The following is a 26,120-nucleotide window of genomic DNA, read 5'->3' as shown; positions in this document are numbered from 1 at the left end:
ATTGGCGACGGTCGCTTGTCGGAGATGACGACGGACGCTACACGCTGACAGCTTCGGTCTCGGCGCGAGAGTAGAGGCGCGCGAACTCGCCGCCCGCGGCGAGGAGTTCGTTGGCCGTGCCGTGCTCGACGATCCGACCATCCTTGAGCACGGCGATGGAGTCGGCCGTTGCCAGCGTGGAGTAGCGGTGGGTGACGATCAGTGTGGTGGTGCGATCCCGGAGCGCCTCAAGACCGCGACTGATAATCAGCTCTGTGCGAGGATCGGCAGCACCCGTTGCCTCGTCGAGGATAAGAATTTCGGGGTTGGCGGCGAGCGCCCGTGCCACCGTCAGCAACTGCTTCTCGCCGGCACTGAGGAGGCCACTGTCGCCCGACACCCGCGTATCGCGACCATTAGTGAGACCGGCAAGAAGCACGTCGATCATCGGGTCTTCGTCCGCCTTCTCCTCGTCGCAATCTGCGGGGGCACCGTAGGCGACGTTTTCGCCAGCGGTGCCGGTAAAGACCCAAGGATCTTGCGTTACGACAGCCAAGCGAGAACGCGCTTGGGTTCGGCTTACGGTCGCAATGTCTTCGCCATCGAACGTGATGGTGCCCGACGTGGGATCAAGGAATCGCTGCAACAGGCTGGTGAGAGTTGTCTTCCCCGAACCCGTAGTTCCCACGAGCGCGGTGGTTCTACCCGCAGGCAGCTCTAAGTTGACGCCCTGCAGCACCGGCCTGGCGTCGTCGTAGGCGAAGTAGACGTCGTCGAAGACAATGCGCGGCGGTATCCGATGACGACCGGACGCTGCGGATTCAAGCGGATCGTCGACGGCCGGTGCGGCTTCTTCGGGATCGGCGAGGAACGTTTGGACCCTGCCGAACGAAACGAAGCCGGATTGCAGCTTCGGCAGAATGCTTGTCACCTCTGACACCGGCTGCGACAACTGCTGCGTGTACATGACGATCGCCTGCAGTGCGCCCAGGGTCACCGCACCGTCGAGCAGTCGCAATGCGCCGAGGATTGCGATGATGACGAAGACCACCGCATTGCAGAAGGTCAAAACCGGGGTCAGTGACCCGCTCCACGCCTGACTCGTGCGTGTGGCGCGTTCGAGGCGGTCGTTAAGTTCGCCGAACTCGTTTGCTGTCTGCGGGGTCGCGTCGTAGGCGGAGATCATGTCGCGCGCTATAAACGTCTTCAACGTGGGCGGTGATTGCCGAGGTGGTCTGCCATTGGCGTTCCATGTGCGGCTTCGCATAGCGAAGGACCACCAGTCCCAGGATCGCGGTGACCGGAATGGTCGCGAACGCAATCATCGCAAAGAACGGCGAAATCAGGAGCAGGGCGACGGCGACGGCGACCATCGTCAGCACCAGGACCGGCAGTTGCACAAACAGCGGACCGATCACGGTCGCAAGATTGTCGACGTCAACTGTCATCGCATTGAGCACTTCGCCACGACGACGACCTTCGAGGCGTTCAACGGGCAGTCGGTGAACTTTGTGCTCTACGCGTTCGCGGATCCGACGAATAGCGTTCGCAACGGCAGAATTCACCAGCAGGCCGCTACCAACCCGGGCACCCGTCAACACCACGATTGCCGCCACCGTGTACCCGGCGGCCATCCACAGTCGCGACCAATCGATCGCGGCGCCCGGCACGGTTCCCATGCGCTCGGCCATCCGATCGAGATCCGTCTGATCGGATGCGGAATCGAGTTTGCCGCCGATCACACCGCTGAAAATGATGTTGGTGATCTGGGCCAGGAAGAAGGGGATCGCGATGGTGGCTGCCGCAGAGAGCACCGCGAGGACCAGTGCGAGGCTCAGCCGCCAATCGGAACCGAGGAACCGCTTAAGCATGCGGACAGCTTGGACGAGCTTCATGCAATCACCGGCGCTTGGGCATCGGAGAACTCCCGGTACACCTCGCAGCGTGACAACAGCGTCTCGTGTGTCCCGATGTCGATGATTGTCCGGCGATCGAGAACCGCGATCTGATCGGCCGTGCGAATGTTCTCCACCTGTTGATCGGCAAGAATCACGGTGGCATTCGGGAGCGCATCCCGGATGCCGACGATGACGGCTTCGGCGGTCTGCCGGTCGAGCGCCGACATCGCCGCATCCAGGCACAGGATCCGCGGATTTCGCAGGAGTGCACGCGCAATGGCCAGGCGCTGCCGCTGGCCACCCGGAAAGTTGGCACCCCCTTGCGTGACTTCGGCCGCCAATCCACCGCGACCGATGACCGTCTCAGCGATTTGCGCGGCCTCCAGCGCCCGCCACATGTCTGCCTCGTCTGCGTCGGGCGCTCCGAGGCGAAGGTTTGATTCGACGGTGCCTGCGATCAATGACCGTCCCTGCCCGACGAAGCTAACAGCGCTGCGCAACTGCGATAGGTCCCATTGAGGCACGGGGATCGACGCGGCCAGCACGGTACCGGATGTCGGGTCGAGTAGGCGGGGAACTAACGATACGAGCGTCGACTTTCCGCTTGACGTACTGCCGATGATGGCGGTTACTTTGCCCGGCGGGCAGGTGAGAGTGACACCGGAAATGGCGGGACGATCGGCGCCGGCGTACCGGACCTCAATATTGGAAAACCGAAGGGGGAGTGGACCGTCGACGCGGGAGGTGCCGTCGTCGGCGAGACCGGATGGACGATCAATGACTTCGCTTAGCCGGGCAGCGCTGGCGCGTGCGCGGGGCAAGATGCCAGCCAACGCAATGAACAGGGTGATGCCGACAACGATCTGAAGTAGGTATCCGGTGAAAGCGGTCAAGCCGCCGATCGTAAGATCGCCGGATTCGATGAAGTGCGCGCCCAGCAGATTGGTGGCCAGAGAGGCGACATTGGAGACGAGTAGCACGCCCGGCAGCAGCAACACCCCGAGGGCTCCGACGCGGCGGGTCAGCTGCGTCAGGTCGCCGTTCGCTTCATCGAACCGGGCGCTAGCGGTACGTTCTCGGCCGAACGCCCGGATGATTCGAGTGCCGCCGAGTTGTTCACGGAGCACGCGATTAACGCCGTCGACAGCTTTCTGCAGGCGGGCCGCGAGCGGGGTGACGAACACAACGTAGGCACCGACGCCGACTCCAAGGACGATGGCGGCCACGACGATCACGGGTGCCAATTGCACGGATGTCTGCAGTGACAGGGCGACCGCACCGATGGTCACCAGCGGTGCGGTCAGCGCGATACTGGTAGTGAGGAACACCGCTTGTGCAACTACCGACGTATCGAGCGAGGTGCGCGTGAGCATTGTTGGCGTCCCGAGGTCGTGGAACGTTGCGGTCGAAAACTCTCCAGCGCGCGTATACACCCGGCGTCGTAGATCGGCGGCGGTGCCCGCCGAGAGCGCCGACCCCAAGGCAATGGCCAGCAGCGCCGCAATCAGGCCGCACACGGCGACACCGAGCATGATCGTGCCCATCCGCTCGATGTAGCCGATGTCGTCGGCAACGACGCCTTTGTCAATCACGCGGGCATTGAACGCCGGGGCTGCGAGGTTGGCTGCTGTCGCGACCATCTGCGCCAGCAGAATGCCGATGACGATCGGCCGTCGATTCCGCATCGATGATGCAGCAATACGACCCAGCTGGGCGGTCGGTGCGGATCTATGCCGGGCGCGTGTCACGCGTTGCTGCTCCTCTCGGGAAGGGGGTTTCGTGTTGCCAAGCGAGCAGGCAAGCATCGTGGCAGACGGATCGTTGGTCAACAGCCAGTATGCCGACCGAAAAAGGTCGAATGGCACAGAGACGTCGAAGACGGCATCTTCGGAGCGTCGCAAGATCAGTCTCCGGGAGTGGTGCCGTACCATCACGAGGTGAATTCCAGTGTGGCGGGTACGCGATCGGTGACCTGGTCGATGGTGGGGATTGCGGCGGTCGCGGCCGCGGCTGTAGTCGCTTGGTTAATCTGGGCTGTCCCGATGGGACACTCGGTATACGGCCTGTTCAACAATGGGATTGATACGCGTGTGTACCGCGGTGGCGCGGCCGCAGTCTGGAACGACCGCCCGCTCTACGAACTCCCGGTTTACAAGGCGTGGCAGTTCACGTATACCCCGTTTGCCGCCATACTGATGGTGCCGTTGGCGTGGATCCCCGAGAATACGGCGCAATTTTTGTGGAACGTCGGCAATGTTGTCGCCCTCTTAGCGTTGGTTTCGGTCTCATTGCGCGCGCTTCGGTTCAAGTTTGATGCGCGCTTCATGGCCTTCGTGGCCCTTTTCAGCGTGGCCGTTGTGTCGTTGGAACCCGTGCACACGACGGTCTGGAACGGCCAGATCAATTTGTGGCTGGCGCTGATCGTGATCGCCGACCAACTGCGTCGCCGCGGCCCGTTGCGTGGCATCGGCATCGGTATCGCCGCGGGAATCAAACTGACCCCGATCTTTTTCGCCGCGTACCTCGTGGTGACAAAACAGTGGCGCGCGGCGATCGTCGCTGTCAGCACGTTCGCAGTCACCATCCTGTTGGGGTTGGCCGTGCTCGGCGGAGAGGCGTGGCAGTACTGGACTGACAGCCTGTCGCAGACCGGCCGGATTGGGCCATTGGAGAGTCCGGCGAATCAGTCGATTAATGGCTTCTTCGCGCGCTTCGTGCCGATGGGGTTCGGTGAAACGCCGAGTTGGCTGTGGATTCCACTGGGGCTTGTTGTTGGGCTTCTCGGGCTGTGGGCGGCGGTCGCCGCACATCGGGACGGTCGAGAACTGCTCGCCCTGTCAATCACGGGCATGACCTCGTGTGCCGTGTCACCGTTCTCCTGGGGACACCATTGGGTTTGGGTGGTTCCGCTGCTGCTGGTTGCCCTCGCCGAGTGTGCCACCCGAACAGACATGAAACGCCCGATTAGCTGGCTGTGGTGGCTGGCACCGGCAACGATCGTTGCCCTGACTTTCACCTGGTGGCACAGCGTGGTCCGCTACGACCACAACGGGAACGAGATCCTGAAATTGACCTTCGGGGTGTTCCGCGCGTTTCGTGCCCCGGAAGGTCCGGGTTGGGAATTGCCCTTCCGTTTGGCGGGCAGTGGGGCCTACGTGCTCCTCCTGCTGCTGACGATCGCGGTAACTCTGTGGATGTGCGACGGTCGTCGCGCGATACGATTTAACGCAGCCGTGCCTGATTCAGACACGACGACAGCAAAACGCACCCCCGTCGATACCGAATAGAGGAACAACGACCGTGTCCGACAATGTCGCATCCGCTGAAAGAGTCCGCCTACCCGAGACCGTCCGGGTTACTGCGGGCACTACCGCGGGTGCCGCCATGCGGGATGCGGATCTGCCTGACGGGGTAGAGCTGCCGAATAAGGGGCCGCAGGCGATTGTCGTGGTCCGCGATGCCGACGGAATGCTCCGCGACCTGTCGTGGGCTCCCGAGGTCGATACCGACGTGACCCCGGTGCCTGCGGATTCCGAGGATGGCCGCAGCGTGATCCGCCACTCCTGCGCGCACGTCCTCGCCCAGGCTGTCCAGGACCTGAACCCCAAGGCGCATCTGGGCATTGGCCCGCCCGTCGTCGACGGCTTCTACTACGACTTCCAGGTTGACGATCCATTCACGCCCGAGGACCTGAAGGCCCTCGAGAAGCAAATGAAGAAGATCATCAAGTCGGGTCAGAAGTTCTCACGCCGCGTGTACGAGTCGAAGGAAGCGGCCCGCGAAGAATTGGCCAATGAGCCGTTCAAGCTGGAGCTGATCGACGACAAGGGCGCCGCCGATGACGCCGAGATCATGGAGGTCGGTGGCGCGGAACTGACCGCCTACGACAACCTAAATCCGCGGACCGGCGAAAAGATCTGGGGCGATCTTTGCCGCGGACCGCACGTCCCGACCACCAAGTACATTTCGGCCTTCACCCTGACGCGTAGTTCTGCCGCGTACTGGCGTGGCGACCAGTCGCTCGCCGATCTGCAGCGCGTGTACGGCACCGCGTGGGAATCGACCGAAGCGATGGACGCCTACCTCGACCGCCTCGCCGAAGCTGAGAAGCGCGACCACCGTCGCCTGGGGTCGGAAATGGACCTGTTTAGCTTTCCCGATGAGCTCGGTTCCGGTCTTCCGGTGTTCCACCCCAAGGGCGGCATCATCCGCAAGGAGATGGAGGACTACTCCCGCGAGCAGCACGCTGCAGGCGGCTACGAGTTCGTCAACACCCCGCATGTGACGAAGGCGAACCTGTTTGAGGTTTCCGGTCACCTCGACTGGTACTCGGAGGGCATGTTCCCTCCCATGCACCTCGATGCGGAGTACAACGAGGACGGAACTGTCCGCAAGCCCGGCCAGGACTACTACGTCAAGCCGATGAACTGCCCGATGCACAACCTGATTTACGGCACCAGGGGACGGTCGTACCGTGAGCTGCCGCTGCGGTTGTTCGAGTTCGGTTCGGTGTACCGGTACGAGAAGTCGGGTGTGGTCCACGGTTTGACTCGTGCCCGCGGCTTCACCCAAGACGATGCTCACATCTACTGCACGCAGGAGCAGGTGGTTGAGGAACTGACCACCACCTTGAACTTTGTGCTGCAGTTGCTCAAGGACTACGGTCTCGACGACTTCTACCTGGAACTTTCGACCAAGGATCCGGTCAAATACGTCGGGTCGGATGACGTGTGGGAAGAGGCCACCGAGACTTTGCGCAAGGTCGGCGAGGCTTCCGGACTGGAATTGGTTCCGGACCCCGAGGGTGCCGCGTTCTACGGACCCAAGATTTCGGTGCAGGTCAAGGATGCGCTGGGCCGCACCTGGCAGATGTCGACGATCCAACTCGATTTCAACCTGCCCGAACGCTTCAACCTCGAGTACACGGCCAGCGACGGCACCAAGAAGCGCCCGGTAATGATTCACCGCGCCCTCTTCGGCTCCATCGAACGGTTCTTCGGTGTCCTGACTGAGCATTATGCGGGAGCTTTCCCAGTGTGGCTGTCACCGGTTCAGGTGGTTGGTATCCCGGTTGCCGAGGCTTTTGTTGAGCATCTCGATGGTGTTATCAAGCGACTCAAGGGCCGTCGTGTGCGCGCCGAGGTCGATTTTTCCGACGACCGCATGCAGAAGAAGATTCGCAACCACACCACCGCAAAGGTTCCGTTCATGCTGCTCGCTGGTGAACGCGACGTCGAGGCGGACGCCGTCAGTTTCCGTTTCCGCGATGGCACGCAACTCAATGGCGTTCCCGTCGACGATGCGGTGAACGCTATCGACGAGTGGGAGGAGTCGCGTCGCAACGATTCGCCGACCGCCGAGACGATGAGCGCCTATCTCGACGCCGCCAGGAAGCGCCGATGACTGATCCGGATCATTTGCAGCGGCTGTGGACGCCGCACCGGATGAGCTACATCACTGACGCCGCGGCCCCGAAGCATGCGGCGGACGGTAGTGAACTCACCGGGCATCCGTTTCTCGATATCCCCCGGATGACGGACGAGGACGGGCTCATTATTGCCCGCGGCGAGACGGTGTACGCGGTCCTCAACTTGTACCCGTACAATCCGGGCCACACCATGGTTGTCCCATACCGACAGGTGCCAGACCTGGAGGACTTGACCGACAACGAGAGCGCCGAGCTGATGGCGTTTACGCAGCGGCTGATCCGCGCTATCAAATCGGTCTCGAACCCGCATGCGTTCAACGTCGGGTTGAATTTGGGTGCGGCCGCGGGCGGTTCGCTCTCGGAGCACCTGCACCAGCACGTGGTCCCGAGGTGGACCGGAGACTCGAACTTCATCACCGTCGTGGGCGACACGAAGGTGCTTCCGCAGTTGCTCCAACGGACTCGCAGTCTGTTGGCGCAGGCGTGGAACGAACTTCAGTGAGGACGTAAATGCTCAGCATCCTTGGACGCGCATCGGTTTCGAAGGTGACGTTGCCGATCGGTCGCGCGCTCAATCGCACCGGGTTGACACCGGACGGCATGACGATCGTGGGCACGGTGATTACCGTTGCCGGATCGATTGCCTTGTTCTCCCAGGGCTACCTGTTTGCGGGCGCCCTGGTGACTTGGGCTTTCGTAATGTTCGACATGCTCGACGGGGCGATGGCTCGCGCTCGCGGCGGCGGCACCCGGTTTGGATCGGTGCTCGACGCGACGTGCGACCGCATCGCTGACGGCGCGATTTTCGGTGCTCTCGCCTGGTGGGCAGCGATCACCAAACCGCATGAGTTGCTGCTGATTGCGACCCTGATCTGCTTGGTGACTTCGCAGGTGATCTCGTACGCAAAGGCGCGCGCGGAAGCCGCAGGCCTGTACGGCGACGGTGGCCTCATCGAACGTCCAGATCGGTTGATCATCGTGCTGGTGGGTGCCGGGCTAACGGACTTCCCAGGTCTGCACTGGACGTGGGCCATCCACATCGCCATGTGGGCTCTGGCGGTGTTGTCGTTGATCACCGTCGGTCAGCGCATGTGGTCTATCTACTGCTCGCCCGGTGCTCGCGATCTGATTCCGATGGCCAAGCCCGACGACGAAGACGCGGGAACCGACTCCGACGGCGATGCCTCAAGCAACGTCGGTGGCGAGGGTTAATCATGCTCGGGAACCTCACAGATTTGGCTGCAGACCTGGGCTATCGGACCGGTTGGGCGGCCGTGCGATTTGCGCCGGAGGCCCTAGCGCGCGGAGTATTCGACGCCGTCGGGACGATCGCTGGAAGGCGAGGTGGGGGACCGGAGCAACTCCGCAGAAACCTCTCGCGAGTTATCGGTACCACTCCCGAAGAGGTCCCCACGGAACTCCTTGAGGAGGCCATGCGGTCGTACGCGCGGTATTGGCGCGAGGCGTTCCGCCTACCGACGACCAACGTCGCCGAGATCGTGGCAAGTCTCGAAATCTCCGATCACGACCGGCAGATGATTGACGACCTATCGACGTCGGACCAGGGCCTGGTGATAGCCCTGCCGCACTCGGGCAACTGGGACACTTGCGGCGTGTGGCTGGCTTCGCAATACGGTCAGTTTTCGACCGTCGCCGAACGGTTGAAGCCAGAATCGCTGTTCAACCAGTTCGTCGAGTACCGCGAATCTTTGGGGTTCGAGGTGTTTCCCCTGACCGGCGGAGAGCAACCGCCGATGGCACTGCTCGCCGACCGACTCCGGGCCGGCGGAACGATCTGCTTGATGGCAGACCGAGACCTTTCGCACAACGGGGTTCCGGTCACGCTTTTCGGGGAACGGACCCGGTTCCCGGCGGGCCCGGCAAAGTTGGCGATCCAGACCGGCTCGCCGCTGCTGGCCGCCCACCACAGTTACACCGGGGAGAAGACCTCGCTGTTGCGTTGCGGCACCCTCATCGATACCTCGGGCGGCGTTGAAGCCGCGACCCAGCTGCTGGCCGATTCCTTTGCGGAAAATATCGCCAAGGCACCTGCCGACTGGCACATGCTGCAGCCGCTCTGGGAGAGCGATTGGTCGCAGGAACGTCGTGACCGACTAGCCGAACCCCGTGCGGGAGAAGCGGACCCGGCATGAAGATCGGGATGATCTGTCCTTATTCGTTCGACGTTCCGGGCGGCGTTCAAGCGCATGTCATCGAACTCGCGGAAGTGTTTATTAAGCGGGGGCACGAGGTGCGGGTGCTGGCACCCGCGGGCCCGGACATCGAGATGCCCGACTATTTTGACTCCGCCGGGCCAGCTCTCGGTATTCCCTACAACGGTTCGGTGTCCCGGGTTGCCTTCTCGCCCAAGGCATATCACCGACTTCGTCGGTGGATCGATGTTAATTCTTTCGATGTGCTGCACGTGCACGAGCCGAATGCGCCGAGTTTGTCGATGATGTCACTGATGGTGGCGTCGGGGCCGATCGTCACGACCTTTCACACGGCAACCACCAAGTCGATGTGGCTGACGGTCTTCGATTCGGTGCTCCGCCAATACCGGGAGCGAATTTCCGGAAAGATTGCGGTTTCCGAACTCGCCCGCCGCTGGCAGATGGAGTCCATCGGGAACGACGCTGTCGAAATCCCCAATGGCATCGACTACCGCTCATTCGCCGATGCAACGCCACTGGACGGGTTCCCACTGCCTGGTCGCACCGTGATGTTCCTCGGCCGATACGACGAACCGCGCAAGGGTGTCGACATCCTGATGCGAGCGCTCCCGCATATCGTCGAAGCGTTTCCCGACGTCACGATCCTGGTGGTCGGCGGCGGCGACGAGAAGGCGCTGCGTCGTAGGGCACGCGATCTCGCTGGACATCTGCGGTTCCTGGGCATGGTTGATGACGAAACCAAGGCTCGAGCCCTGGCCAGTTCCGATGTATACGTGGCCCCGAACCTCGGTGGTGAAAGCTTCGGAATCGTTCTGGTGGAAGCGATGGCCGCCGGTGCCGCAGTCGTTGCTAGTGACCTGGTGGCCTTCCACCGAGTTCTCGATTCGGGCCGGGCGGGCCGGTTGGTTGAGACCGGGTCGCCGGTCGAATTGGCTGAGGCCGTCATCGACCTGCTCGGCGATGAGGGCAAACGGCAAGAGCTCATTGCCCGCGGCCGGATACGCGCGGAAGGCTACGACTGGAGTCATGTGGCCGACGAGATTCAACGGGTGTACGACACGGTGACTCTCGGAGCGGGTCCGGTTGTTGTGTCCGACTAGGCCGTCCGGCCTCTCCACATCATCACGAACTGTCGATTTGGTGGTCTCAGCCACTGGAAGGGGGCCCTCGACATGAGCAGTACCGTCATCCTGGTCGAGACCATTGCTGTGATCGCGGCTCTTGGCGCGCTGGTGTGGTTGGCGGTGCTGGCCGCGACCCGAGCGACCCGACTCGATCGGCTCAACGTCCGGGTTGATCTCGCCTACGAGTCACTCATCGCCGCGCTCGAACGGCGTGCGGTGGTTGCCCGCACGATCGCCGCGATCAATGCCGACAGTCCCGCATCGAGCGAATTGGCCGATGCCGCCACCATTGCGGAAAGCGCACCGCGTGGCCAGCGTGAAGACGCTGAAAATCGACTTTCGGTGGCGTTGGCGAGCATGTCGACGGTCAATCGAGAACCGGCGTTGGTTGCGGAGCTGGCCGATGCCCAAACTCGGGTGACTATGGCTCGACGCTTCTACAACGACGCTGTTCGCGATGCCCGTACGCTTGCCGGGCGACGTATGGTTCGCTGGCTTCACCTGGGCGGTCACTCGAAACTGCCGGACTATTTCGAGATTACTGAACGGGTCAGGGGCGGAAGCTAAACCCTGCAAATCGGACGTGCCTGACAGACAAAGGTGGCGAATCATACAGACAGCTGACCCACCATTGGTCCGATCAGACCCGATCGGGTTTACTTAACGGGATATTCGACACCACTGAACAGGGAGATCAATCAGTGTCCACTGAGGCTCAGAACGCAACGGCGACCGGTACTGCCCGCGTCAAGCGAGGCATGGCGGAAATGCTCAAGGGCGGCGTCATCATGGACGTGGTGACTCCGGAGCAGGCAAAGATTGCCGAAGATGCCGGTGCGGTGGCGGTGATGGCTCTCGAGCGTGTGCCCGCGGACATCCGTGCCCAGGGTGGCGTCTCACGGATGAGCGACCCCGACATGATCGACGGCATCATTGAAGCAGTCTCTATCCCGGTGATGGCCAAGGCGCGCATCGGTCACTTCGTCGAAGCTCAGATTTTGCAGAGCCTCGGCGTCGACTACATCGACGAGTCCGAGGTTCTCACCCCGGCCGACTACGAAAACCACATCGACAAATTCGGCTTTACCGTGCCGTTCGTCTGTGGTGCCACCAACCTCGGTGAGGCGCTCCGTCGCATTAATGAGGGCGCGGCGATGATCCGTTCCAAGGGTGAAGCCGGAACCGGTGACGTCTCGAACGCCACCACCCACATGCGCCAGATCCGCCAGCAGTTGCGTCGTCTGTCGTCGCTGCCAAAGGACGAACTGTACGTCGCGGCAAAGGAACTGCAGGCTCCTTACGACCTTGTCGTCGAGGTTGCCGAAGCCGGAAAGCTGCCGGTCACGCTGTTCACCGCTGGCGGCATTGCCACCCCGGCCGATGCCGCGATGATGATGCAACTCGGTGCCGAGGGTGTGTTTGTCGGCTCGGGCATCTTCAAGTCCGGCAACCCGGCCGAGCGTGCCGCAGCGGTCGTCAAAGCTACGACATTCTTCGACGATCCCGACCAACTCGCGAACATTTCGCGCGGTTTGGGTGAAGCTATGGTCGGCATCAATGTCGATGACATTCCGCAGCCGCACCGGCTCGCCGAGCGCGGTTGGTGATTGGTACAACGTTGTTCCGCAGGGGAGAGCACGATGGAAGAATCTAGGATTCTGCGCGATGAGTCGCTCACCGGCCGCGATGAGGTCGGGGGGCTCGTCGTCGATTGGGCGGTCGTGTGTCACGTCGGTCGAGTGCGTGAAGCCAACGAAGATGCTGCGATGGCACTGCCCGGGCGCTATGTGGTCGCGGACGGAATGGGTGGCCACGATAGCGGCGAACTTGCCAGCGAGGCAGCTCTCCTGACGTTGGCGCAGGCACCAGTCGGCGAGAGTTTCGACGACACGCGTCGCGACATCGGTGCTCTCCTGGAGAAGGCTCAGGACCGCATCGGAGAACTCGGCAGCGAAACCGGCCGTCGTGCCGGCACCACTGCCACCGGTGTGGTGCTTGCGGCCGTGGACGGCGAACCGAAGTGGGTCGCGTTCAATATCGGCGATTCTCGCACGTACCTGTACTCCGCTGGCGAGCTCACCCAGGTGAGCGTTGACCATTCGCAGGTTCAAGAAATGGTCGCAGCTGGCTATTTGACGCCAGCTCAGGCACGCGTCGATCCGCGTCGCAACGTCATTACCCGGGCACTGGGTGCAGGTATGACCGCACCTGTGGCCGACTACTTCGGTTTCCCCGCCACCCCGGGCGACGTGCTGCTCCTGTGCTCCGACGGTCTCGACGGGGAACTCAACGACGACGAGATCGCTGTCATCTTGGAAGCTGCCCCGAACAATGAGGTGGCCGCGGAGGCTCTCGTGCAGGCTGCCCTGGAATCGGGTGCGCACGACAATGTGACCGTCACGGTGCTTTCGGTGACCGAGAAGGATTCCTCGGCTGAGGTCGGGTCTTCAGAGGAGTGATCGTGCCTCCCGCGTCCACCACGACGTTCGTCGAGTATTGCGGCGAACGGATCCCGGTGATTGCGGGTCGCCCGTTCTACATTGGCCGTGAGGCCAACCTCACGGTCGACGACAACCCGTTTCTGCATCGCCGGTTCCTGGTTATGCACGACGAAAATGGCATGTGGTGGCTCACGAACCTGGGCACCCACCTGTCGGCGACCGTGACGTCGGCCGATCTGGGATTCACCGGCACGCTTGGGCCGGGCGCGCGGATGCCGCTCGTCTTCGGGCGGACCAGCATCGTGTTCACCGCCGGACCCACAACGTACGAGATTCAAGTACAGACAGGTTCGCCCGATGTCTCTCCGCCGACAGTCGAGAACTTGGTCGGTGGCAGCACTACCCGCGGTGTACCGAACTTCACCGAAAGCCAGCGGTTGGCGATCCTTGTCCTGGCCGAAGCGATCCTGCGGCGCGACGGGACGGGCGCCAGTGCTCTCCCGAGTTCGGCTCAGGCCGCGCAGCGGCTGGGGTGGTCGTTGACGAAGTTCAACCGCAAGCTCGACAACGTCTGCGACAAACTCGACCTGATCGGCGTTAGCGGCATGCGTGCCGGCGGTGGCAAATTGGCGACCAACCGCCGACTCCGGTTAGTGGAGTATGCGCTGTCGACTCGAGTGATCAGCCGTGAGGACTTACCGCTCCTCGATGCGGAGCGACAGCGCAATCAACCCTCTGACCAGTGATGATGGCATGGGTAGTTCTGCCCATCGACGGAACTGGTTCCACCTCATAGCGTTCTCTTCAACAGCAGCGGAACAACCTCCAGCGTTCCGCTCCACGGAAGGAACACTGATGACCGTCACCGCTATCGACACCCGCTCGCGCTACACCGGCCTTGCCGGATCGGCCAGCCCCGCCACCACCCGCGCTGGTGCCACAACGGCCGCTGAGCGGCGCCGCCGCGAAGCTCTGGCCCGGCTTAGTGCCCGCGTGATGCCGCTTCCCGGACAGCCGCTGTATGCGGCCCCCGTTCCGGCGGTGGCCATCGAACAGCCCACACCGAAACTGCCGACGCCGGCACTGACCGACCGCGAAGTTGAGGTCCTCCGCACCTGGCTGATGCTCGACTCAAAGCCTGCGGTCGCAGAAGCCCTGTTTATTTCCCTCGGAACTGTGAATACCCACCTCACGCGCATCCGCGCCAAGTACGCCGACCTCGGCCGCCCGGCATCGACGAAGGCCGCGCTCGTGGCGCGAGCCATCCAGGACGACATCGTCGACATCGACGACCTGTGATGGTGCGGCAGTACCAGACAGGCCGACACCGCAAAAAGTCCCCCGCAGCCGCAAGCGGCGGTGGGGGACTTTTTGATTTCCGACGATGGTGAACTCGCGGTACCTAACCGTGCCGCGTGCCTAGCCGTGCCGCGTGCCTAGCCGTGCCGAATCATCGGGACATCGAGGCACACGTCCGGTACGCCGAAGGCGTCAACGAGGGCCCGGGCCGACGGGCGAAGGTCACCGCACAAGTCGTTGACCCCGCGACGAATGGCCTTGGCGCGCTCCACACTGACGTGCCGGTGCATTAGGAACCAGCCGAGGTCCTCCTCGAGCAACGAATACACAAATAGGTTGCGGACCTGCTTGAGTACCTTCCTCGCCTCCGGTTCGGTAACTCGGCCGATGGCATCGACGAAACTCTCCAAAACGATGCGCTCGATGTACGCATCGCCGACCTTGATCAGGTGATCCTGGGTGGCGGTGAAGGCCTCAAGGGCCTCCTGTTCGTCGTCCGACCGCGCGTTCCGCAACCGATTGGCCGCGGTGCGCGTCAGGTGCTCCTCTCGGTTGCGGAGCAACCGCAATTGGGTACCGGGGTGGGTGAGCGAACTATTCTCCGGGTCCTCATCGGAATCATCCATCAGGGTCTGAACCACCTGGCGAGCTGCCGTCTTCTCCAGCGCAACATTCTTCGCCATTGATGCAACAAACTTCACCCACCCGACGGCGTCGAGTCCTTGCACATCGTCGGCGTACGACGTCAACTGCTGTTTGGCGACCAATTGCGTTAGGACCAGGTTGTCGCCCTCAAACGTGGTGAACACGTCAATGTCGCCGCGGAGCAGCGGGAGCAGGTTCTCCGACATGTAGCCAGCCCCGCCGCAGGCCTCGCGGGCCTCGGATATGGCGCGTTGTGCCAGAGCTGTGTGGCCCGCTTTAATAGCAGCGGCCTTCGCCTCCAAGCTTCGGACTGCGTCGGGATCGACATCGTCGGGTGCCGCCGACTGTAGATCGTGCAGCTCGGCGGTCACCTCGTTCTGGGCGATCGCGAAGGCATAGGCCCGCGCCACCAGCGGAAGCAATCGGCGCTGATGCGTGCGGTAATCCATGAGCAGGAGTTCATCATTGCCTCCTGGCGCATCGAATTGGCGGCGTTCCAAGGCGTAGCGCACCGCCAGTGCAAGTCCGAACCGTCCCGCAGCACCGGCAGACGCGCCGACCGTCACCCGGCCGCGGATCAAGGTGCCGAGCATCGTGAAGAAGCGCCGGTTGTCCGATTCGATGCTGCTCGAATAGGTGCCGTCGGCGGCCACGTCGGCGTAACGGTTGAGGAGGTCTTCACGAGGGATGCGCACATGGTCGAACATGATCCGACCGTTGTCGACGCCCGGTAAGCCGCCCTTGTAGCCGCAATCGGAAGTAGTGATACCCGGCAGGTCGTCGCCATTGGCATCGCGGAGCGGGACCACAAAGCAGTGAACGCCGCGACTGATCGCTTCCTCGTCCGGTCCGCCGGTGATGAGTTGTGCAAAGACCGCTGCGTACCGGGCATGCTGGGCGGCACCACCGATGTAGTCCTTGCGCGCGCTCGGTGTTGGCGAATGGATCTCGAACTCGCCAGATTCCGGCAGGTAGGTCGCCGTCGTCTCCAACGATTGGACGTTCGAGCCATGGCCAGTCTCAGTCATCGCGAAGCAGCCGAGAATATCGAGATCAATGAGCCCGCGAACGTACTTATCGTGGTGGTGTTTGGTGCCGAGATTTTCGATCGCGCCGCCGAAGAGGCCCCACTGGACCCCCGCCTTCACCATTAGCGACAGATCGCCATAACCGAGCGTTTCGATCGCGGTGACAGCGCCTCCGACGTCGCCGGTACCGCCGTGCTCGGTACGAAAACCGGATGCCGGAAACCCGAGCGGCACCATCTGGGTCATCTGCTTCAGTACGCGGGCGCGGTAGTCGTCGAGGGAGAGTCCCGACTGGGGGACTAAGCCTTCCGACTGGATGTAGTCGCGAACAACGGCACGCGTCGGTGCCCATCGCCCGTCCAAAACGTCCTGAAGGTGTCCGGCTAGAAGCTGGCCTTGGGAAATGCTCGAGGAACTCATGCATCCGACCCTACCGCCGGGTTCGGTTCAGTCTCTGGTACTCAACGCCAGCCCTCCAGGCTCGATCCAAGATGCTGGTGAGATACTGGCTGTCGTGGCCGGTATTGAAGAGATCCTCGCGGTAGAACGGATCGATAGTGATATCTATCGAGGTGGTGCGTTCCCGAGTCACCTGCGCCGAACGTTCGGCGGCCAAGTCGCCGGTCAGGCGCTGGTTGCGGCAACCGAGACCGTCGACCCAAGGTTCGAAGTTCATTCGCTCCACGGCTACTTCCTGCGTGCTGGAAACCCTGATCAGCCGGCGATCTATCTGGTGGACCGCATTCGTGATGGGCGGTCGTTTGTGACCCGACGTGTCACCGGTGTGCAAGACGGCGTGGCGATCTTCTCGATGTCGGCGTCCTTCCATGTGACCGGCGACGAAGGCATCGAGCATCAAGACCAAATGCCCCCAGCACCGGATCCGGACACGGTGGGGGACCGCAGCGAGTTTGCTACCGATAACCAGAAGATGCTGTTTGCCGAATGGGCCAACTTCGACATCCGGATCGTCGATCAGGCCGATACCCCGAAGATGAAGGGGTTCGCATCGCAGCAGCGAGTTTGGTTCAGGTACCGCGATGCCCTGCCCGATAACCATCTCCTGCATGTCTGCACGCTCGCTTACATGAGCGACATGACGCTGTTGGGCTCGTCGGCGGTCGTGCATCCCGATGAGCACACCCAGAATGCTTCGCTCGACCACGCCATGTGGTTTTTGCGTCCCTTCCGGGCCGACGACTGGCTCCTGTATGACCAGACCTCACCGTCCGCCGGGAGTGGCCGAGCCCTGACACAGGGACGAATCTTCGACCGCGCTGGCCGCATGGTCGCGGCGGTCACGCAGGAGGGGCTGACGCGCAGCGGGGTTCCGGCATCAGCGGCGTCGATTATCCGGCCCGACAGCAGTGATGGCGAGCGCCGGTGACGCTAACGATCGGCGTGCTCGCCCTCCAGGGTGATGTTCGCGAGCATCTTGGTGCTTTGGAAAGCTCCGGCGTACAGGCGATTCCGGTGCGCCGCCCCGCCGAGCTCGAGGTTGTCGACGGCATTGTAATTCCCGGTGGTGAATCGACGGCGATGAGCAGATTGCTCGGAGTCTTCGACCTCTACGACCCCCTGGTCAGCCGGTTGCGCGCCGGACTTCCGGCGTACGGGTCGTGCGCCGGAATGATTCTCCTGGCGTCCAAGATTCTCGATACCCGGGCCGACGCTCGGCACCTCGATGCGCTTGATATCACGGTGCGACGCAATGCTTTTGGTCGGCAGACCGAGTCTTTCGAAACCAATCTGCAGTTTGCCGGAATCACCGACGATGACGGTGCCGAGCCGATGCACGCGGTGTTTATCCGTGCACCCTGGGTCGAGGAAACCGGCCCCGGAGTGGAAGTCTTGGCTACGGTCGAGAGTGGACCGGCTACCGGCCGCGTGGTCGCGGTGCGTCAGGAAAACGTCCTCGCTACGTCGTTCCACCCGGAAGTCACCGGAGACTTGCGGGTACACCAGTTCTTCATCGATATGGTTGCGACGGCGTAACATTGCGCCTCTGGCAACCCCAAAGTTCTAGACGAAGTGCCCCGCTCGGCACCTACTGGGCGCGGGAGAGTTTCTTAAGGAAGGGAACACCACAATGAGCGGCCACTCCAAATGGGCCACCACCAAGCACAAGAAGGCGGTCATCGATGCCAAGCGCGGCAAGATGTTCGCCAAGCTGATCAAGAACATCGAGGTGGCTGCCCGCACGGGTGGTGGTGATCCGGCTGGCAATCCGACGCTGTTTGACGCGATCCAGAAGGCCAAGAAGTCGTCTGTCCCCAACGACAACATCGAGCGCGCCCGCAAGCGCGGCGGTGGCGAAGAGGGCGGCGGCGCCGACTGGCAGAACATCACCTACGAGGGCTACGGCCCCAACGGTGTGGCGATCCTCATTGAGTGCCTTACCGACAATCGCAACCGCGCGGCAACTGAGGTACGCGTGGCGATGACTCGCAATGGCGGCAACATGGCCGATCCAGGGTCGGTGTCGTACCTGTTCACCCGCAAGGGTGTCGTGAGTTTGGAGAAGGCGGGCCAGACCGAGGACGACATTTTGATGGCGGTCCTCGACGCGGGCGCCGAAGAAGTCACGGATCTTGGCGAGAGCTTCGAGGTGGTCAGCGACCCGAGCGACCTGATCGCAGTGCGTACCGCCCTGCAGGAGGCCGGTATCGACTACGATTCCGCCGAACCGGATTTCCGTGCCTCGCTTGCCGTCCCGGTTGATGCCGAGGGTGCCCGCAAGGTCATGAAGTTGATCGATGCGTTGGAAGATTCTGACGATGTGCAGAACGTCTACAGCAACGTCGACATCAGCGACGAGGTCCTCGCCGAACTCGATGAGGACTGATAGAGTCTCGAACAAGCGTTCGTAAGCATTGGCTTGATCGGGAGGTGGGGTTCACGTGCGAGTGATGGGCGTCGACCCCGGCCTCACCCGGTGCGGTATCGCACTCGTCGAGTCGGGGCAGGGCCGAAAGGTCACCGCCCTTGACGTCGACGTAGTGCGTACGCCGGCCGATCAAGACCTCGCCGAACGGCTGTTGGCCATTCACGTGGCTTCAGTTCATTGGATCGAAACCCACTCGCCCGAAGTGGTGGCGATTGAGCGTGTCTTTGCTCAGCGTCAGGTCAGTACAGCGATGGGGACCGCGCAGGCGGCGGGCGTTATTGCGCTCGCCGCCGCACAGCGCAATATTCCCGTGCGCTTTCACACGCCAAGCGAGGTGAAAGCAGCGGTTACCGGGTCGGGTCGAGCAGACAAGGCGCAGGTTACCGCGATGGTGACCCGCATCCTCGGGATGCAAACGCCGCCGAAACCGGCTGACGCCGCCGATGCCCTCGCCCTCGCGATCTGTCATTGCTGGCGCGGACCAATCAACGATCGGATGGAAGCGGCTGCCCTGGCGGCGCGCGAGGCGCAAGAACGCCACCGCGCCCGGCTGAAAGCTGCTCAAGTAGAGGCCCGCGTTGTGCTGGGCGGAAAGGCTGCGCCTTGATTGCGTCGGTCTCCGGAGAAGTTATCGATATCGCCCTCGACCACGCGGTGGTGGAGTGCGCTGGTGTCGGCTACAAGGTTCTTGCCACCCCGCCGACCCTCGGCGCGTTGACTCGAGGTTCGTCGGTGCGCCTGCTCACGGCGATGATGGTCCGCGAAGACTCAATGACCCTGTATGGGTTCACCGACCCGCAGGCACGCGACCTTTTCGGACTGCTGCAGACGGTGACCGGTGTTGGGCCGCGACTCGCGATGGCGACGCTGGCCGTTTTGGAACCCGACAGTCTGGTCCGCGCGCTCGCCGACTCCGACGCGAAAGCGCTCACCGCAGTTCCCGGAATCGGCAAGCGGGTCGCCGAACGCCTCGTCGTCGAACTCCGTGACAAAGTGGCGGCGGTACCCGGCGCTGCGGCTGCGGGAGTCCCGACTGCTGGCGGATCTGGTCCGGCAACGGTCGCCACCCAAGTCACCGAAGCGCTTGTGGGACTTGGGTTTACCGAACAGGCCGCACAAAAAGCCGTCGCTGCAGTGAGTAGCGAGCATCCTGACGCCGACTCTTCGGTGCTGCTCCGTGCCACCTTGGCGACCCTCGGGCCCCGTCGATGACCGACGAGCTTGGCCCAGGAGAGTTCGGCGCAGAAGAGTTCGGCGCAGGGGAGTTCGGGGATGAACCCGACTTTCTGAGTGCGACTGCAATCGAAGGCGACCTCGATGCAAGCCTGCGTCCCGGCAGTCTGCACGACTTCATTGGGCAGCCGCGGGTCCGTGAGCAACTTGAGTTGGTGCTTCATGCGGCGCGCGGTCGTGGACGTACCCCCGACCACATCCTGCTGTCCGGTCCGCCCGGGCTTGGTAAGACCTCGCTGGCGATGATTATCGCCAGCGAGATGGGGGCGGCGCTGCGGATCACGTCGGGGCCAGCGCTGGAGCGGGCCGGTGACCTCGCAGCGATGCTCTCGAACCTCGTCGAAGGTGATGTGCTGTTCATCGACGAGATCCACCGCATTGCCAGACCGGCGGAAGAGATGCTCTATCTGGCGATGGAAGACTTCCGCGTCGACGTCGTGGTTGGTAAAGGGCCCGGTGCCACGTCGATCCCGCTCGAATTGGCACCTTTCACCTTGGTCGGTGCGACTACTCGCTCGGGCGCGCTGACCGGCCCGTTGCGCGATCGCTTCGGCTTCACCGCGCACATGGAGTTTTACGAACCCGAAGAGTTGGTTTTGGTCATCACCCGTTCCGCGGCGATTCTGGGAATCGAGATCGACGCCGACGCCGCCGCCGAAGTTGCTGGCCGATCCCGCGGTACCCCGCGTATTGCCAATCGACTGCTCCGTCGCGTGCGCGACTACGCCGAGGTCCGCGGAGATGGCCGCGTCGACCTGGTGGCCGCGAGGGCAGCGTTAGCCGTCTACGACGTTGACGAACTAGGGCTTGACCGTCTCGACCGAGCGGTTCTTTCGGCACTTGTCCGCGGATTCGGTGGGGGACCGGTGGGTGTTTCGACGCTCGCTGTTGCCGTTGGCGAGGAACCGGCGACTGTCGAAGAAGTCTGCGAGCCGTTCCTGGTGCGCGCCGGCATGATCGCCCGGACGCCGCGCGGACGGGTGGCTACCGCCGCCGCGTGGGAGCATCTGGGTCTCGCCGCTCCGGAAGGCGCGATCAATCAAGTTCACGGTGTCCGCGCACGTGAAGGCAACCCAGATACCCTTTTCGACTGATTCTCCAGTAGCGCGTAACGACAGGTCGGACGGCTTTTCAGTGGCCGAATTGTGACACGGTAGGCACCTGTGCGACGAGCAACCGGACGGAGCCTGGCACACTGTTCCCATGGGCAATTTAATTCTTCCGTTGATGCTGGCCTTGATGGCCGGTTTCATGTTCTTCAGCATTCGTAACCAGAAAAAGCGGGCTGCTGCCCAAGCCGAGATGCAGAACTCGCTCGCCAAGGGTGCGCGGGTGCAGTTGCACTCGGGGCTGTTCGCAACCGTCGTCGACCCCGGCGTCGATGAAGAAGGCCTGGTCAACAATGAATCAGTGCTCCTGGAGATCTCTCCCGGTGTCGTGACCGAGTGGAATCGTCTCGCGATTCGGGAAACCGTCTCACCCGAGGAAGAAATCACCGAGAATGACTCGGCCGACGATTTCTCGTCGATCGATCGTCCCTCAGACAACGAGCAGAACGAAGAGAAGTAGACCACTCACGTGACCAACCCCAAATCTCGCGGCGGGGGCGAAAAGCTGCGGCCGGAAATGCCGCCGTGGAAGCCCCTGACCGCCTTTTTCGTCCTGCTCGGCATTATCTGGGCACTGGTGTTTTTCACCGGCGGCGGTAGCCCGACGCCCAAGCTCGGCATCGACCTGCAGGGTGGTACCCGGGTCGTGCTGACTGCACGTACCGATGATGGCAAGGCACCGTCGGCGGAAGCACTCGACCAAGCGCGCCAGATCATCGATCAGCGCGTCAACGGCTTGGGCGTTGGTGGCTCGGAAGTCGTGGTCAATGGTTCGACGATCGTCATTACCGTTCCGGGTGATGACGGGAACCAGGCACGCGCTCTTGGCCAGACGGCGCGTCTCTACATTCGCCCGGTCGTGGAACAGGGCATGGCCCAGCCGCAGAAACCAGACCCGAAGGCCAAGCAAGCCGCGGACATGACGCCCGAAGAGCAGACGGCTGCGATTGAGGAGCAGCGCGCTCTTCGACAGGCACCTGCCGGTGCGGATCAAGCGACGCTGAACAAACTTCGCGAACAGATGGCCAAACTCGACTGCTCGCCGAATGCAAACGATCCACTCGTTGGGCACGATCGACCCAATGAGTACCTCGTGGCCTGTGGTGAGAAGAATACGGTTTATCTGCTGGAGCCGATGCTGATCGACGGACGGGATGTCGCCAAGGCGGTAGCCGGACAGAACTCGACCGGTGGCTGGATTGTGAACGTCGACTACAAGGGCGACGCGGCGAAGACGTGGGCTGATTACACGGGCAAGCACGTTGGTACCCAGACGGCGGTAACCCTCGATACATTCGTAGTCAGTGCGCCAGCTATCAACACGCAGATCATCGGCACCACTGAAATCTCCGGTGACTTCACTCAGGCTGAGTCCGAACAACTTGCCAACGCCCTGAAGTACGGTTCACTTCCGCTGTCGTTCTCCTTGTCAGACGCACAAACCGTCTCCGCAACCCTCGGTTTGCACTCGTTGCAGGCGGGGCTGATAGCCGGCCTCGTCGGCCTGATCCTGGTCCTGATTTACTCGCTGCTGTACTACCGTGCGATGGGCTTCCTGTCGGTGCTTTCGCTGATCCTGGCTGGCGCCATGGTCTACGGCATTATCATCCTGCTCGGCCGCTGGATCGGGTTCACCCTCGACCTCGCCGGTATCGCCGGTTTGATCATCGGTATCGGTATGACAGCCGACTCGTTCGTCGTTTACTTCGAACGCATCAAGGATGAGATGCGCGAAGGCAGAACCGTGCGGTCGGCCGTCGCCCGAGGCTGGCAAAGCGCACGCCGGACCGTGTGGACCGGTAACGCCGTCAGCTTTATCGGCGCAGCCATCATCTACCTGCTCGCTGTCGGCGCGGTCCGAGGCTTTGCGTTCACTCTTGGTCTGACAACCCTCATCGATATCGTGATCGTCTTTATGGTCACGCACCCGATGGTGGTTCTCGCCAGCCGTAATAAGTTCCTGTCCCGACCTCAGATCAATGGTCTCGGTGCAGTTTCCGAGGTGGCACGCGCACGTCGCAAGACGGCCGTCACCGCGCAGTCCGAGTCTGCTGCCTCGGCGACCTCCGCCGATATCGCAGGTCCTTCCGACAACGGGGAGTCGAAGTGAGCGAGAAGCACGAACCCACCCAGTGGGCCGACGCTGACTACGTCGCCGATAAGAATCAGTCGTTCTTTTCGCGGCTCTACTCGGGCACCGGAGCATTCGACATCATCGGCAAACGCCGTATGTGGTACGTGATCTCCGCAATCATGATGCTGATTGCGATCCTGTCGATCGCGATCCGCGGCTTCACCTTCGGTATCGACTTCGAAGGTGGCACGCAGATCTCGGTGCCGGTCCGCGGATCGGTGTCGACGAGCGAGGTCTCGAAGGTGTTTAGCGACACCCTCGGTAAGGCACCAGAAGCGGTCCAGCAGGCTGGTACCGGTGAAACGGCCACCATTCAGGTCCGCACCGAGACCTTGACCGTGGCCGAAACCGGCAAGGTTCTGCACGCCCTCGGAAATGCCTTTGAACCCGCCGTGAGTGCAGCCGATGTCAGTTCGTCCGACGTCAGCTCCACGTGGGGCCAGGAGATCACCAAGAAGATGCTGATCGCGCTGGCGGTGTTCCTCGTCGTCGCGTTTATTTACATCACCATCCGCTTCGACAAGGAAATGTCGGTGGCCGCGATGGCGTCGCTGATCTTTGACCTTGTCGTCACTGCGGGCATCTATTCGCTTGTCGGCTGGGAAATGACCCCGGCCACGGTGATCGGTCTGCTGACGATCCTCGGCTTCTCCGTTTACGACACGGTGGTCGTGTTCGACAAGGTGGAAGAGAACACCAGATCGGTGTTCGCGACCACCAGGCGAACTTACGCCGAGCAAACCAACCTCGCGGTCAACCAGACCCTGATGAGGTCGATCAACACCACCGTGATTTCGGTGCTGCCGATCATTGCGCTGATGGTCGTCGCAGTGTGGATGCTGGGTGTCGGCACACTTAAGGACCTGGCATTGATTCAGTTGGTCGGCGTCGTCGTCGGTACGTACTCGTCAGTGTTCCTGGCGTCTCCGTGGCTCGTGTCCATGAAGGAACTCAACGCTGACGTCAAACGGCATACCGCGAAGGTGCTTGCACGCCGGGAGAACAAGAAGGTTTCAGCATGATTGGCCCGCGGTTGCGCCGTGTCGTAGCGCTAAGCGCTGTCGGCGCGGCCGCGGGTGCAGTCCTCGTCGCGTGCGGCGATGACCGTTCCGCCATTGATTACGTCATTGACGCACGCGTGTCGTCGTACAACGCGAATACCGTCAACGGACACGCAGACGGTTCCATCATGGCGTTGTCGCGAGTCCTTCCCGGATTTTCCATCGTCGGACCCGATGGGCAGATTATCGCCGACCGCGATGTCGGGACCGTGACGCCGAAGCCCGGGGGAGCGTTTACTCTCCGCTACGAATTCACTCCCGCCGCCGCGTTCTCCGACGGCACGCCACTTGCCTGCGATGACATCGTGCTTGCCGCGACTGCGCTGAGTGGAAAGACGCCCGGCTTCGACGCCGCGACCAATGCGGGCTACCGCAATATCGCCACCGTCGACTGCAAACCGGGCGAGAGGGGTGCGACCGTCACGTTTGAGCGCGGCAGCGACTACAGCCAGTGGGCAGCACTGTTCGGTGCTGGGACCCTTCTGCCGTCGCGTTTGGTCGCTAAGAAGGCAGGTGTTCCAAACGTCGTCGATCCCATCCGCAAGGGTGACAAGGCCGCGATCAGCAAAATTGCCGAGGCTTGGAACACCGGCTTTGCGTTGCGTCCCGGCACTGAAATCGACGAAGCCGCATTTCCGTCCTCGGGTCCGTACAAGCTGAGTTCGTACACCGTCGACGGCGGACTGAAACTCATTGCCAACGAAAAATGGTGGGGTGTCGCTCCCGCCGCCGAAACTGTCACGGTGTGGCCCCGCGGTACCAACGGCAAGGCCGCACTTGACGGCTCCAAGGCGACGGTCGTCGACACTGAAGACCTCGCCCTTGGCGATAGTGTCGCTGGCCGTGATGCGCCCTCGACACCGGTCAACCGGACAACCCTGCATGATCCGGCACCGCTGTCAGTGACCCAGTTGATGTTCGCGAGCAAGGGCGTCGCGGCCGATCCGCTAGTCCGCCGGGCGCTCGCTTCGTGCATGCCGCGCGACACCATTGCCCGCGCCTATGGCGCCAGCGGACAGGTGTGGAACCTGCGCACGGCGTCGCCCGCCGATCCGCTCGGACCGGCGCTGAATGTGCAGTACGGGCGCCGCTTCCCGCGCGCTGACGTGCCGCGCGCCAAAGAATTGCTTAACCAGCGACTTAATGACCAAGGTCAACGCCGTGCCAATCCGACAATCCGTGTCGGCTACCTGGCGCCGGACACCCAGTCGTCGGGCATCGTCAAACAGATCGCGAATACTTGCCAGAGTGCGGGCATCACCGTCGAAGACGTGTCATCGCCAGAGCTAACGGTCACCGGCCTTGGTAAGGACTTTGACGTCTTGCTCACTTCAAGCGGCACGTTTGCGGCAGCGGGCACGGCGTCGGGGTTGCCCGACGCATTCGCGCTCTACCGCGGGGACCCGCTCAACCTCTCGTCCTTCAATGACAAGCAGGTCAGCGACGCGATCACCGGACTTGCTGCCACAACGAGCGCAAGCGCGCGACTGCCACTGCTGCGAACCGTCGAAACTGCCGCCTGGGATGCGCTGCCGAGCATTCCGCTCTTCGGCACGGTCCGCGCCCGCGAGTCGGCGTCGGTCGACGGAGCAGTCCCCGGGCTTGGTATTTCTGGAACGGGATGGAATATGGATCGGTGGACGGTCGAGTGAGTGGATCAAAAGTGAGTCTCGAGGAAAA

Annotated in this window: 25 protein-coding genes; 21 read left to right on the top strand and 4 right to left on the bottom strand. The window is 62.5% G+C overall.

Features of this window, described 5'->3' with window-relative positions:
- Window positions 1-37: 37 nt before the first annotated feature.
- From AC1L34_RS05695 to AC1L34_RS05685, 3 genes are read right to left on the bottom strand one after another with little or no spacing between them, the layout of a single operon-like run.
- Window positions 38-1,165, bottom strand: coding sequence for an ABC transporter ATP-binding protein (locus AC1L34_RS05695; RefSeq protein ID WP_424296951.1), 1,128 nt, complete (start codon window positions 1,163-1,165; stop codon window positions 38-40).
- On the bottom strand, window positions 1,110-1,874 hold the full coding sequence (locus tag AC1L34_RS05690; RefSeq protein ID WP_424296953.1) for an ABC transporter transmembrane domain-containing protein: 765 nt from the start codon (window positions 1,872-1,874) through the stop codon (window positions 1,110-1,112). Before AC1L34_RS05690 ends, AC1L34_RS05695 begins: the two co-directional genes overlap by 56 nt.
- Window positions 1,871-3,562 (bottom strand): ABC transporter ATP-binding protein, encoded by a 1,692-nt coding sequence (locus tag AC1L34_RS05685; protein ID WP_480035173.1) that lies wholly within the window; start codon window positions 3,560-3,562, stop codon window positions 1,871-1,873. Before AC1L34_RS05685 ends, AC1L34_RS05690 begins: the two co-directional genes overlap by 4 nt.
- Window positions 3,563-3,814: 252 nt before the next feature.
- Here AC1L34_RS05685 and AC1L34_RS05680 point away from each other — a divergent pair, with 252 nt between their 5' ends.
- From AC1L34_RS05680 to AC1L34_RS05630, 11 genes are all read left to right on the top strand, one after another.
- A complete protein-coding gene (locus AC1L34_RS05680) occupies window positions 3,815-5,164 on the top strand; it encodes a glycosyltransferase 87 family protein (RefSeq protein ID WP_424293946.1) in 1,350 nt (449 codons plus the stop codon).
- A gap of 13 nt (window positions 5,165-5,177) precedes the next feature.
- Window positions 5,178-7,280 (top strand): threonine--tRNA ligase, encoded by a 2,103-nt coding sequence (gene thrS / locus AC1L34_RS05675; RefSeq protein ID WP_424322454.1) that lies wholly within the window; start codon window positions 5,178-5,180, stop codon window positions 7,278-7,280.
- Window positions 7,277-7,807 (top strand): ATP adenylyltransferase, encoded by a 531-nt coding sequence (locus AC1L34_RS05670; protein WP_424296524.1) that lies wholly within the window; start codon window positions 7,277-7,279, stop codon window positions 7,805-7,807. Before thrS ends, AC1L34_RS05670 begins: the two co-directional genes overlap by 4 nt.
- Before the next feature lie 8 nt (window positions 7,808-7,815).
- A complete protein-coding gene (pgsA, locus tag AC1L34_RS05665; RefSeq protein WP_424296526.1) occupies window positions 7,816-8,517 on the top strand; it encodes a phosphatidylinositol phosphate synthase in 702 nt (233 codons plus the stop codon).
- Between the two features lie 2 nt (window positions 8,518-8,519).
- A complete protein-coding gene (locus AC1L34_RS05660) occupies window positions 8,520-9,458 on the top strand; it encodes a phosphatidylinositol mannoside acyltransferase (protein WP_424322452.1) in 939 nt (312 codons plus the stop codon).
- Complete coding sequence (locus AC1L34_RS05655) at window positions 9,455-10,579, top strand: glycosyltransferase family 4 protein (protein ID WP_424296577.1); 1,125 nt, start codon at window positions 9,455-9,457, stop codon at window positions 10,577-10,579. The genes AC1L34_RS05660 and AC1L34_RS05655 overlap by 4 nt, the downstream gene beginning before the upstream one ends.
- 72 nt (window positions 10,580-10,651) lie before the next feature.
- Window positions 10,652-11,170, top strand: coding sequence for a LemA family protein (locus AC1L34_RS05650; protein ID WP_424296527.1), 519 nt, complete (start codon window positions 10,652-10,654; stop codon window positions 11,168-11,170).
- A gap of 191 nt (window positions 11,171-11,361) precedes the next feature.
- Window positions 11,362-12,210, top strand: coding sequence for a pyridoxal 5'-phosphate synthase lyase subunit PdxS (pdxS, locus tag AC1L34_RS05645; RefSeq protein ID WP_480035314.1), 849 nt, complete (start codon window positions 11,362-11,364; stop codon window positions 12,208-12,210).
- Window positions 12,211-12,243: 33 nt separating this feature from the next.
- Window positions 12,244-13,062, top strand: coding sequence for a PP2C family protein-serine/threonine phosphatase (locus AC1L34_RS05640; RefSeq protein ID WP_424296530.1), 819 nt, complete (start codon window positions 12,244-12,246; stop codon window positions 13,060-13,062).
- A gap of 2 nt (window positions 13,063-13,064) precedes the next feature.
- Window positions 13,065-13,790, top strand: a complete 726-nt coding sequence (locus AC1L34_RS05635; RefSeq protein WP_480035172.1) for a hypothetical protein — start codon at window positions 13,065-13,067, stop codon at window positions 13,788-13,790.
- Window positions 13,791-13,899: 109 nt separating this feature from the next.
- Window positions 13,900-14,343, top strand: a complete 444-nt coding sequence (locus AC1L34_RS05630) for a helix-turn-helix transcriptional regulator (protein ID WP_424296533.1) — start codon at window positions 13,900-13,902, stop codon at window positions 14,341-14,343.
- Between the two features lie 137 nt (window positions 14,344-14,480).
- On the opposite strand, the gene AC1L34_RS05625 is transcribed toward AC1L34_RS05630, so the two are convergent.
- Window positions 14,481-16,436: an acyl-CoA dehydrogenase family protein gene (locus AC1L34_RS05625; RefSeq protein WP_480035171.1), complete on the bottom strand. Its 1,956-nt coding sequence runs from the start codon at window positions 16,434-16,436 to the stop codon at window positions 14,481-14,483.
- Window positions 16,437-16,530: 94 nt separating this feature from the next.
- On the opposite strand from AC1L34_RS05625, the gene AC1L34_RS05620 reads away from it, so the two are divergent.
- The 10 genes from AC1L34_RS05620 to AC1L34_RS05575 all read left to right on the top strand — a co-directional run bounded on the left by AC1L34_RS05620 (window position 16,531) and on the right by AC1L34_RS05575 (window position 26,092).
- Window positions 16,531-17,403, top strand: coding sequence for an acyl-CoA thioesterase (locus AC1L34_RS05620; protein ID WP_424296537.1), 873 nt, complete (start codon window positions 16,531-16,533; stop codon window positions 17,401-17,403).
- The gene (pdxT, locus tag AC1L34_RS05615) at window positions 17,400-18,011 is read left to right on the top strand and encodes a pyridoxal 5'-phosphate synthase glutaminase subunit PdxT (protein ID WP_424296539.1); all 612 of its coding nucleotides are present in this window, start codon (window positions 17,400-17,402) and stop codon (window positions 18,009-18,011) included. The genes AC1L34_RS05620 and pdxT overlap by 4 nt, the downstream gene beginning before the upstream one ends.
- Window positions 18,012-18,105: 94 nt before the next feature.
- A complete protein-coding gene (locus AC1L34_RS05610) occupies window positions 18,106-18,861 on the top strand; it encodes a YebC/PmpR family DNA-binding transcriptional regulator (protein WP_480035170.1) in 756 nt (251 codons plus the stop codon).
- A 55-nt stretch (window positions 18,862-18,916) separates the two neighbouring features.
- On the top strand, window positions 18,917-19,510 hold the full coding sequence (gene ruvC / locus AC1L34_RS05605; protein WP_424296543.1) for a crossover junction endodeoxyribonuclease RuvC: 594 nt from the start codon (window positions 18,917-18,919) through the stop codon (window positions 19,508-19,510).
- A complete protein-coding gene (gene ruvA, locus AC1L34_RS05600; protein WP_424296544.1) occupies window positions 19,507-20,115 on the top strand; it encodes a Holliday junction branch migration protein RuvA in 609 nt (202 codons plus the stop codon). The genes ruvC and ruvA overlap by 4 nt, the downstream gene beginning before the upstream one ends.
- Window positions 20,112-21,230, top strand: a complete 1,119-nt coding sequence (ruvB, locus tag AC1L34_RS05595) for a Holliday junction branch migration DNA helicase RuvB (RefSeq protein WP_424296546.1) — start codon at window positions 20,112-20,114, stop codon at window positions 21,228-21,230. Before ruvA ends, ruvB begins: the two co-directional genes overlap by 4 nt.
- Before the next feature lie 109 nt (window positions 21,231-21,339).
- Window positions 21,340-21,705, top strand: coding sequence for a preprotein translocase subunit YajC (gene yajC, locus AC1L34_RS05590; protein WP_424296547.1), 366 nt, complete (start codon window positions 21,340-21,342; stop codon window positions 21,703-21,705).
- 57 nt (window positions 21,706-21,762) lie between these two features.
- Window positions 21,763-23,355 (top strand): protein translocase subunit SecD, encoded by a 1,593-nt coding sequence (gene secD, locus AC1L34_RS05585; protein ID WP_424296578.1) that lies wholly within the window; start codon window positions 21,763-21,765, stop codon window positions 23,353-23,355.
- On the top strand, window positions 23,352-24,401 hold the full coding sequence (gene secF / locus AC1L34_RS05580; RefSeq protein ID WP_424296548.1) for a protein translocase subunit SecF: 1,050 nt from the start codon (window positions 23,352-23,354) through the stop codon (window positions 24,399-24,401). Before secD ends, secF begins: the two co-directional genes overlap by 4 nt.
- Window positions 24,398-26,092 (top strand): ABC transporter substrate-binding protein, encoded by a 1,695-nt coding sequence (locus AC1L34_RS05575; RefSeq protein ID WP_424296550.1) that lies wholly within the window; start codon window positions 24,398-24,400, stop codon window positions 26,090-26,092. The genes secF and AC1L34_RS05575 overlap by 4 nt, the downstream gene beginning before the upstream one ends.
- The last annotated feature ends 28 nt before the right edge of the window (window positions 26,093-26,120 follow it).

It is taken from the genome of Gordonia sp. 34D, from assembly GCF_056682775.1.
The sequence above is the reverse complement of the archived record's forward strand: the minus strand, read 5'-3'. Positions and strand labels throughout refer to the sequence as shown.